Origin of the sequence: uncultured Algibacter sp. (genome assembly GCF_947487605.1) — a bacterium.
Classification (GTDB): Bacteria; Bacteroidota; Bacteroidia; order Flavobacteriales; family Flavobacteriaceae; genus Algibacter_D.
Genome location: NZ_CANKXK010000067.1, coordinates 1 through 551, shown reverse-complemented (window position 1 = coordinate 551; position 551 = coordinate 1). Strand labels below are relative to the sequence as shown.

At 34.7% G+C, this 551-nt stretch carries 1 protein-coding gene; it reads left to right on the top strand.

Annotated features, from left to right (window positions below; translation table 11 throughout):
- Nucleotides 1-478, top strand: a 478-nt coding sequence (locus Q0739_RS14980) for a T9SS type A sorting domain-containing protein (RefSeq protein WP_298239540.1), incomplete at its 5' end; no start/stop codon positions are given.
- Nucleotides 479-551: the final 73 nt, after the last annotated feature.

Here is a 551-nt window from a genome sequence, read left to right as displayed (position 1 = left end):
CGACAACTATGGCGGTTCTTCGGTAGCAGCTTGTGAGCGACCTACCGATGGTTTCCTTTTAGGTGAACTGTCAGGTAGCGGTACGGACGATTGCGATGATTCTTTAAGCACTGGAAGCACAATAAATCCAGGAGCTACCGAAATACCTGGAAATGGGTTAGATGATGATTGTAATCCTGCTACGGACGATACTTTGAGTAATGACTCCTTTAATTTAGTTGATGTTCAGATTTTTCCAAACCCTTTTGATGACAGGATTTCCATTAGTCTACCTTTGAGTATTAGAAACGAAATTTTAGAAGTAACATTATACAATTTATTAGGAAAACAAATTGTTTCCAAGCGTTTAATAAGTCATACCAAATTAATCCAAATTAATAACTTAGATCAATTATCTCAAGGAGTTTATATTTTAAAGGTATCATTATTAATGGAGAATAATCAGCACTTCGTAAAGCGTCTTGTAAAGTTTAATTAGGCACTTTCAGAAGTGATTCAGATACTTGATATTCAGTAAAATAAGTTGTATTTTAGATAAAACAAAACCCCGA